The sequence below is a fragment of the Haloferax profundi genome (assembly GCF_001469865.1).
GTDB classification, from domain to species: Archaea; Halobacteriota; Halobacteria; order Halobacteriales; family Haloferacaceae; genus Haloferax; species Haloferax profundi.
Map to the genome: position 1 here is coordinate 1 of NZ_LOPV01000143.1, position 8,521 is coordinate 8,521.

Here is an 8,521-nt window from a genome sequence, read left to right on the forward strand (position 1 = left end):
GGGACGAACACGACGGACGCGTTGGCGTCTTCTTCTTCGACTGCTTCGGAGACGGTGTCGTAGACGGGAACGCCTTCGACTTCCTGTCCGCCCTTGCCGGGGACCGCACCGGCGACGACGTTCGTGCCGTACTCCATCATCTGCTGGGTGTGGAAGCGGCCTTCCCCACCGGTGATACCCTGTACAACTACGCGCGTGTCGTCGTCGACGAAAATACTCATTGGGACACCTCCTGTGCGTTCTCGACAGCACGCTGGACTGCGTCTTCCAGCGTCCCTTCGACCTGTACGAGTTCCGTGTTCAGAATCTCCATCCCCTCTTCGGCGTTCGTGCCTGCGAGGCGGACGACGACCGGTTTCGGAATCTCGTCGAAGCTCTCGAGTGCCTCGTTGATACCCTTGGCAACCTCGTCACCGCGGGTGATTCCGCCGAAGATGTTGAAGACGACGGAGTCGACGTTCTCGTCGGAGAAGACCATGTCCAGCGCGTTCGCCACGCGTTCGGCCTTCGCGCCACCACCGATGTCGAGGAAGTTGGCGGGCGTGCCACCGAAGTAGTCTACGAGGTCGAGCGTCGTCATGACGAGACCGGCACCGTTGCCGATGATACCGACGTTGCCCGACAGACGGACGTAGTCGAAGCCGTATTCGCCAGCCTTGGCTTCGAGTTCGTCCTCGTAGGAGTCTTCTTCCATCGCCGCGAGGTCTTCGTGGCGGAAGAGTGCGTCGTCGTCGATGTTCATGACGGCGTCCGCAGCGACGACGTCGCGGTCGGACGTAATCATGACCGGGTTGATCTCGATGTCGGACGCGTCGTTGGCCTCGTAGAGGTCGTAGAGCGTCGAGAGGAACGAGGCGACGTCGAAGGCGACGTCGCGTGGGATGCCCGCGTCGAAGACGAGTTTGCGGGCCTGATAGGGGTGCAGACCGAACGCGGGGTCGATGTGTTCGCGTGCGATTGCGTCGGGGTTCTCCTCGGCGACTTCCTCGATGTTGACGCCACCTTCGGTCGAGACCATCGCGACGGGCTTGCCCGCGCTACGGTCCATCGTGACACCGACGTACAGTTCGTTCTCGAAGTCGACACCCGCTTCGACGAGCACCTGCTCGACGGTGTAGCCTTTGAGGTCCATCCCCAGGATGTCCTCTGCGGCCTGTCGGGCCTCGTCTTCGTCCATGGCAATCTTGATACCGCCGGCCTTGCCACGTCCACCGACGTGAACCTGCGCTTTGATAGCAGCGGGGTATCCGATGTCCTCGACCGCCTCCATGACCTCGTCTACAGACGACGCGAGACGGGACTCTGGGACCGGAATCCCTGCCTCTGCGAAGATATTCTTCGCCTGGTATTCGTGAAGCTTCATTACCATGCGTGGGAGGGAAAGGCACGCGCTTAAATCCCATCCATCTCGTTCAGAATTGTCTCGGAAAATTACGGGACGCGAGTTTACTCGGTAGTCGAATAATACTTTGATTCAGGCAGTGGCATTCGGGCGACAACGGTGTTCGACTGCCGTCGTTCGGACGGCGTGGAGTCACAGACGGGTCTCGCACACGCGGGGTCTCTCATTTCGACCCATCTCCGGGCGCGGAGCGTGTCCACCCAGTAATGTCTCCGAACGGTACAGTCTCGATTTGGCACAGCTACCGGTGTGTGTTTGTCACTCAACGACGTACTCGGCGTATGGGAACCGAGACGAACGAACGCCGCCACACTGGAGGGTTCGGTTGGGCCCTCGGCATGGTCCTCGGTCTCTCGTTCGGCGTCGCCGCATGGTGGATGACGAGGCAGATAACGATGCTCCTCGTCATCTTCGTGGCGACTGGGACCGCATTAGGGTTCGCGCTCGAGCGGTCTCTGCATCCCGCGCCGCTCACACCCCGCCAACGCCGCATCCTGTTGGTCCTCCTGACGTTCGGTGTCGTCGCCGGTGTCCTCGCCTTCCTCGCTGGGTCAGGACTTCGGTGAGTCACCGCACACCCGCCCTCCAGTGACGCCCTCCGCCTCTGGCACTGGGAGCGACAGCGCTCGTCTCTGTGGCACCGCCAGCGACAGCGCTCTCATCTGGCCGCAGCGTGTATGAACACCCCCAGTATCTGGCCGGGGTGTCCGATTTTATCACGAATGAGGACACACCTCTCGTCATGCGCGCTGTCAGATTCCACGAACACGGTGGACGCGACGTACTTCAGGTAGACGACATCGACACGCCCGAACCGGCGGCAGACGAGGTGCTCGTCGAGGTTGCCGCGGCGGGCGTCAACCCGGTGGACACCTACTTCCGCGAAGGGTCGTACCAACCGTTCGCCATGCCGATGATTCCCGGCGTGGACGTCGCCGGCGAAGTCGCTGCCGTCGGGAGCGACGTGACTGGATTCGAGGAAGGCGATGCAGTCGTGGGCACTGGCATCGGAAAGGACCACTACGGTGGCTACGCCGAGTTCGCCGCCGTCCCCACCGACCGCCTCGCAGTCCTCCCAGACGGAGTGGACCTCGTCGCCGCCGGCGGTGCGGGCGTCGCCGGCGTCACCGCGTGGCGAGCACTCGTCGACCACGGCGAGATGCAACTCGGCGATACGGTTCTCATTCACGGCGGGTCCGGCGGCGTCGGCCACGCGGCGGTCCAACTCGCCGCGGCCGCGGGCGCACAGGTCATCACAACGGCGGCACCGAAATACCACGACCGCGTGTCCGAACTCGGCGCGGACGTCGTCCTCGACTACGACCGCGACGACCTCGCAGAGGCCGTCACTGACGCCGCGAAAGGCGACGGCGTCGACCTGACGCTCGACCACCGCCTCGACGACTACCTCCAGTTCGACGCCGACGTGGCGACGACTGGTGGCCGCGTCGTCGGTATCGGCGAGAACGACCCGCAGGTCGGCTTCGACCTGTCGTCGTCGGCCCGCGGCAAGGACCTCCAGATTACGATGATGAGCATGTTCAACACGCCGGAACTCGCCGCGCCACTGCGCGAACTCGCCGGACAGATGGGCGCAGGTGAGTTCGAAATCGACGTTGCGCGGACCTACGGCCTCGACGAGGCGGCTGAGGCCCAGCGTGCCGTCATGGAAGATAGCTTCCTCGGCAAACTCGTCGTCACGCCCTGACCACACTCGGTCTGCGATTTTCTGTCTCAGCGTTCGGCCAGCGACTGCACGGCCACGACCAAATTATGGGCCTCGCTCACGTAGTACACGGACATGGACGTGAACTACGACTTCGACGGAACAGTCGCACTCGTCACCGGCGCGAGCGGTGCCCTCGGCGGTGCAGTGGCCAGAGCATTCGCCGACGCCGGCGCGAACGTAGCCGCCGCGGACGTGGTCGCCCCCGACGACGACGACGGGTTCTTCGACTCCGAAGGTGTCCGGTTCTACGAAGGTGACTTCACCGACGAAGAGGAGGTGGCCCGCGTCGTCGACGCCGCTGTCTCGGACTTCGGCCGACTCGACCACCTCGCCAACATCGCCGGGACGTGGCGCGGCGGGACACCAATCGACGAGACGGAGGTGGACACGTTCGATTTCCTCTTCGACGTGAACCTCAAGACGATGTTCCTCGCGTCGAAGCACGCGATTCCGCACCTCGAAAAGACAGGAGGAGCAATCGTGAGCGTCTCCGCTCGCTCGTCACTCGAAGGCGGGAACGGTGACGGCGTCTACCGGGCGTCGAAGGCCGGCGTCCGTCTGCTCACCGAGACCATCGCAGAAGAGAACCTCGGCATCGTGCGCGCGAACGCGGTGATGCCGAGCGTCATCGACACCGAGATGAACCGCGAGATGATGCCCGACGCGGACTTCGACGCGTGGGTGAAACCAGAGGAGATTGCGGACGTGGTGTTGTTCCTCTGTTCGGATGCGTCGTCGGCGACGAGTGGGGCCGCAGTTCCGGTCTACGGTGAGTCGTGATATCATCGCCCGTGACACATAATTCCACACCTTCGCGCACGAATTATTTCACCCCGAGTGAGCCATTCACGAACACGACACACGTTAGAATTTAGAAGATACTTTCCCTCGATATTCGGACGAACGTCTTTCCATATATAATCGGTTGGAGAAATATGTCGATTTTTCCTCCGATATGCGACGGCATACCGCGTCATTTATCACACCCACATCGGCAACAGGGTGGTAGATATGAGCGAACGTGAAACATGGGCAAGCAGGGCAGGATTCATCCTCGCCGCTGTCGGCAGTGCCGTCGGCCTCGGGAACATCTGGCAGTTCCCGTTCAAGACCGCACAGTTCGGTGGCGCGTCGTTCCTGATTGTCTACCTCGTCGCCGCACTCGGTATCGGCCTCCCGGCCATCCTCGCCGAGTTCATCATCGGACGCAAGGCCAACCTCAACACCATCGACGCCTTCGAGAAACTCGGGCACAAGAACTGGCGCATCGTCGGTGCGCTCGGCCTCTTCACCGGATTCTGGATTCTCTCGTACTACAGTGTCGTCGGCGGGTGGGTCCTCCGGTACCTCGGTGGCAGTGTGACGGGCGCGTACTTCGGTGCGCCCGCCGAGTACTTCGGACAGATTTCCGCCGGCATGGACGCCCTCGTGCTCCACGCCGTCTTCATGGCACTCGTCGTCGGCATCGTCGCCGCGGGTATCGAAGACGGCATCGAGAAGGCGACGAAGCTGATGGTTCCGAGTATCGTCGTCATCCTCGGCGCACTCGCCGTCTTCGCCTTCACGCTTCCCGGCGCGTCCGCAGGGTACGCGTACTTCCTCTCGCCCGACTTCGACGCACTCGCTGCGAACTTCACCGACATCGTGCCGTTCGCCGTCGGGCAGGCGTTCTTCTCGCTCTCGATTGGGATGGGCGCGATGATTACCTACGCCTCCTACATCGACGGCGACCAGAGCCTGTTCGGTGACGGTATCACCATCGTCTTCCTGAACAGTTTCGTCGGCGTCCTCGCTGGTCTCGTCGTCCTTCCACTCCTGTTCGCACAGGGCATCGACCCCAACACCAGCGGTGCGGGCGCGGTGTTCATCAGCGTCGCCGGCGCGTTCGGTAGCCTCCCCGCTGGACAACTCATCGGCGTCGTCTTCTTCGGCGTCGTGCTCATCGCGGCGCTCTCGTCTGCGATTAGCCTCCTCGAAGTCGTCGTCTCGTGGGTCATCGACAACTACGACGTGTCTCGCCCGCAGGTGGCCGTCACGCTCGGCGGAATCATCTTCCTCCTCGGCGTCCCGTCGGCCATCGACACGGCGTGGCTCGGGTGGTTCGACACGCTCGCGTACAAGTTCTTCCTGCCGGTGGGTGTCCTCGGCATCCTCATCTTCGTGGCGTGGGTCTACGGCGCTCCCGCCATCGACGAACTCATGAAAGGCAGTGGCCTCGGCGACGGCGTCGGCATCACGTGGCTCTGGCTCGCGCGGACGCTCGTCATCGTGGCCGTCGTCGTCACGCTCGCACTGGGCCTCCAGACCCTGTTCCTCGGCGCGAACCCGGCTATCATCCCGCCGCTCTGAAGCGGAGACGACCCGCCGCTGCACGTCGGGAACAATCCATTTCTTCGGCCAGTTACGAATCGTAGGCAGCTGCGCATCTTTTCCGAATAATCGATGGCGAATTCCGCTTTTGTGGCCGGTAGAACCGTTAAATTTCTGCGATGACGTTTCTTCGGTCCGAAAGCCATTTTAGGGGTTGACTGACAATGGGTCTCAATGGCACGAGAAACATGGGCAACACGACTCGGGTTCATCCTCGCCGCTGTCGGCAGCGCCGTCGGCCTCGGGAACATCTGGCGGTTCCCGTGGCAGACCGCAGAAAACGGCGGGAGCGCGTTCCTCGTCGTGTACCTCGGAATCGTCCTCCTCGTCGGCGTCCCCGGACTCCTCGGTGAGTTCGTCATCGGCCGGCGGGCGAAGAAATCGCCGGTCGGCGCACTCCGTGACCTCTCGGGGTCGAAAAAGTGGGGCGTCGTCGGCGCGTTCTCGGTTATCACTGGAATCTCGCTGTTGTCGTTCTACAGCGTCGTCGGCGGGTGGATTCTCCGTTATCTCCTCGAAAGCGGTGTCTCTGTCGTCGCCGGGAATCCCGCGTACTTCGCCAATCCCGGCCAGTACTTCGGCGGCGTCTCTGCCGGCGCGGACGCTGCACTCTACCACCTCCTGTTCCTCGGACTGACCGCTCTCATCGTCTTTGGAGGCGTCCGCAAGGGCATCGAACTCGGCACCAAGGTCATGATGCCCGCCGTTCTCGTCCTCCTCGTCGGCCTCGCGGCGTGGGCCGCGACGCAACCCAACGCGGCGGCGGGATACGCCTTCTTCCTCCGATTCGACCCGTCGGTTCTCTCTGAGAACTTCTTCGCCATCCTCGGCCCCGCCGCCGGACAGGCGCTCTTTACGCTCTCGCTCGGTGCGGGCACGATGATTACCTACGCCTCGTACCTCGACGAGGACCGGTCGCTCCCCTTCGACGGGTCGGCCATCGCCGTCCTCAACACGAGCGTCGGTGTCATCACCGGCCTCGTCGTTTTCCCACTCCTGTTCTCGCAGGGTATCAACCCCACCGAGACCGGTACTGGCCCCGGTGCGCTGTTCGTCGGCCTCGCAGGCGCGTTCTCGCAACTTCCTGCTGGCACGCTCATCGCGACAGCGTTCTTCGCCGTCGTGACGCTCGCTGCACTGTCGAGTTCCATCAGTATGCTGGAGATTCCGGTCGCGTTCCTCGTCGACGAGTACGACATCTCGCGCAAGCAGGCGGTCCTCGGCATGACCGGCCTCGTCGCCGTGACGGGAACGGTGTGTGCGTTCAACCCGAGCATCTTCGGATTCGTCGCGGGCACCCTCGTCAACGTACTCCTGACCGCCGGTCTCGCCGCGTTCCTCCTGTTCGTCGGGTGGGTCATGGGCCGCGAAGCAGTCGACGAGCTCACCGCGGGCGGCGGCCCCGTCGCGAAGGCCCTCGCGACGCCGTGGCTCTTCGGTGCGGGCGTCGTACTCCCGCTGTTCCTCGTCTTCACGCTCTTGACGCACTTCGGCGTGGACGCGAGTCTCGGCTTCTGGCCGACTGTCGGTATCTCGGTGCTCGCGAGTGCCATCGCGTTCGTCGGCCTGCGACGACCCGACTCGGTCGTCTAAGCCGCGTTCGCTGGTCTTTTTCTCCCGCTGCATCGACGCAGTCCATCGATTTTGGGGTGCTATCTGTGATGATTGTTCGACCTATTATTCGACAGTTGTCGAAGTAAGGGTTGCCGGATTGCGGAACTCCTTTGACCCCAGACTACGCACCGACGTTCCAATGAGCGAAGGTGGTCTGGCATGACGATGGAAGACCGGATCGACGAACTCCGTGAGAAACGCGAAGAAGCACTGAAGGGCGGCGGCGAAGACCGAATCGCCTCCCAGCACGACAAGGGGAAGATGACCGCCCGCGAGCGTGTCGATTACTTCCTCGACGACGGCACGTTCCAGGAGTTCGACCAGTTCCGCACGCACCGAAACCACAAGTTCGGCATGGAAGAGTCGAAACTCCCCGGCGACGGCGTCGTCACGGGATACGGCGAAGTAGACGGACGAACCGTCTTCGTCTTCGCCCACGACTTCACCGTCTTCGGCGGGTCGCTCGGCGAAGTCTTCGCCGAGAAGGTCTGCAAGGTGATGGACAAGGCGATGGAAGTCGGCGCACCCGTCGTCGGGTTGAACGACTCCGCCGGCGCGCGCATCCAAGAGGGCGTCCAGTCGCTCGGTGGGTTCGGCGAAATCTTCCGCCGTAACACCGAAGCGTCGGGTGTCATCCCGCAGATTTCCGCTATCATGGGTCCCTGTGCCGGCGGTGCCGTCTACTCCCCGGCGCTGACGGACTTCACGTTCATGGTCCGCGACACCAGCCACATGTTCATCACCGGCCCGGACGTCATCAAGACGGTCACGGGCGAGGAGGTCACCTTCGACGAACTCGGTGGTGCGACCACGCACACCGCGACGAGCGGTGTCGCCCACTTCGCCACCGACACCGAAGAGCAGGCACTCGACGACATCCGCCACCTCCTGTCGTACCTGCCGCAGAACAACGTCGAGGACCCGCCCCGCGTCGAACCGTGGGACGACCCGGACCGCGTCGACGAACACCTCGCGGAAGTCGTCCCCGACCAACCGCGGAAACCGTACGACATCCACGACGTCATCGGCGGCGTCGTCGACGAGGGGTCGTTCTTCGAGGTGCAGGAAGACTTCGCGAAGAACATCGTCGTCGGCTTCGGCCGCCTCGACGGCCACTCGGTCGGTCTCGTCGCGAACCAACCCCGGGTGAACGCTGGCACTCTCGACATCGAGTCGTCCGAGAAGGCAGCGCGGTTCATCCGGATGTGCGACTCCTTCAACGTCCCCATCCTGACGTTCGTGGACGTGCCCGGATTCCTCCCCGGAACCGACCAGGAACACAACGGTATCATCCGTCACGGTGCGAAACTCCTGTACGCCTACTCCGAGGCCACGGTTCCCCTGATGACGGTCATCACGCGCAAAGCCTACGGCGGTGCGTACGACGTCATGGCCTCGAAACACCT

Annotated in this window: 7 protein-coding genes and 1 pseudogene; 6 read left to right on the forward strand and 2 right to left on the reverse strand. The window is 63.1% G+C overall.

Annotated elements, in window-relative coordinates:
• Positions 1–221: pseudogene (locus AUR66_RS07380) on the reverse strand (succinate--CoA ligase subunit alpha); the annotation flags it as partial.
• The gene (sucC, locus tag AUR66_RS07385; RefSeq protein WP_058571826.1) at positions 218–1,363 is read right to left on the reverse strand and encodes an ADP-forming succinate--CoA ligase subunit beta; all 1,146 of its coding nucleotides are present in this window, start codon (positions 1,361–1,363) and stop codon (positions 218–220) included. The gene sucC and the pseudogene AUR66_RS07380, both read right to left, overlap by 4 nt.
• A 320-nt stretch (positions 1,364–1,683) precedes the next feature.
• On the opposite strand from sucC, the gene AUR66_RS07390 reads away from it, so the two are divergent.
• The 6 genes from AUR66_RS07390 to AUR66_RS07415 all read left to right on the forward strand — a co-directional run.
• The gene (locus tag AUR66_RS07390) at positions 1,684–1,968 is read left to right on the forward strand and encodes a hypothetical protein (protein ID WP_058571827.1); all 285 of its coding nucleotides are present in this window, start codon (positions 1,684–1,686) and stop codon (positions 1,966–1,968) included.
• Between the two features lie 176 nt (positions 1,969–2,144).
• On the forward strand, positions 2,145–3,110 hold the full coding sequence (locus AUR66_RS07395; protein ID WP_058571828.1) for an NADPH:quinone reductase: 966 nt from the start codon (positions 2,145–2,147) through the stop codon (positions 3,108–3,110).
• Positions 3,111–3,203: 93 nt separating this feature from the next.
• Complete coding sequence (locus tag AUR66_RS07400) at positions 3,204–3,911, forward strand: SDR family oxidoreductase (protein ID WP_058571829.1); 708 nt, start codon at positions 3,204–3,206, stop codon at positions 3,909–3,911.
• Positions 3,912–4,142: 231 nt separating this feature from the next.
• Positions 4,143–5,480, forward strand: coding sequence for a sodium-dependent transporter (locus tag AUR66_RS07405; protein ID WP_058571830.1), 1,338 nt, complete (start codon positions 4,143–4,145; stop codon positions 5,478–5,480).
• A gap of 195 nt (positions 5,481–5,675) precedes the next feature.
• Complete coding sequence (locus AUR66_RS07410; RefSeq protein WP_058571831.1) at positions 5,676–7,094, forward strand: sodium-dependent transporter; 1,419 nt, start codon at positions 5,676–5,678, stop codon at positions 7,092–7,094.
• A 186-nt stretch (positions 7,095–7,280) separates the two neighbouring features.
• Positions 7,281–8,521, forward strand: a 1,241-nt coding sequence (locus AUR66_RS07415) for an acyl-CoA carboxylase subunit beta (RefSeq protein WP_058571832.1), incomplete at its 3' end; no start/stop codon positions are given.

What these genes read in the sequence shown, in the direction of transcription:
- AUR66_RS07400 (WP_058571829.1), top strand. Translation starts at nt 3,204, where the DNA reads ATGGACGTGAACTACGACTTCGACGGAACAGTCGCACTCGTCACCGGC.
- AUR66_RS07410 (WP_058571831.1), top strand. Translation starts at nt 5,676, where the DNA reads ATGGCACGAGAAACATGGGCAACACGACTCGGGTTCATCCTCGCCGCT.
- AUR66_RS07405 (WP_058571830.1), top strand. Translation starts at nt 4,143, where the DNA reads ATGAGCGAACGTGAAACATGGGCAAGCAGGGCAGGATTCATCCTCGCC.
- sucC (WP_058571826.1), bottom strand. Translation starts at nt 1,363, where the DNA reads ATGAAGCTTCACGAATACCAGGCGAAGAATATCTTCGCAGAGGCAGGG.
- AUR66_RS07395 (WP_058571828.1), top strand. Translation starts at nt 2,145, where the DNA reads ATGCGCGCTGTCAGATTCCACGAACACGGTGGACGCGACGTACTTCAG.
- AUR66_RS07390 (WP_058571827.1), top strand. Translation starts at nt 1,684, where the DNA reads ATGGGAACCGAGACGAACGAACGCCGCCACACTGGAGGGTTCGGTTGG.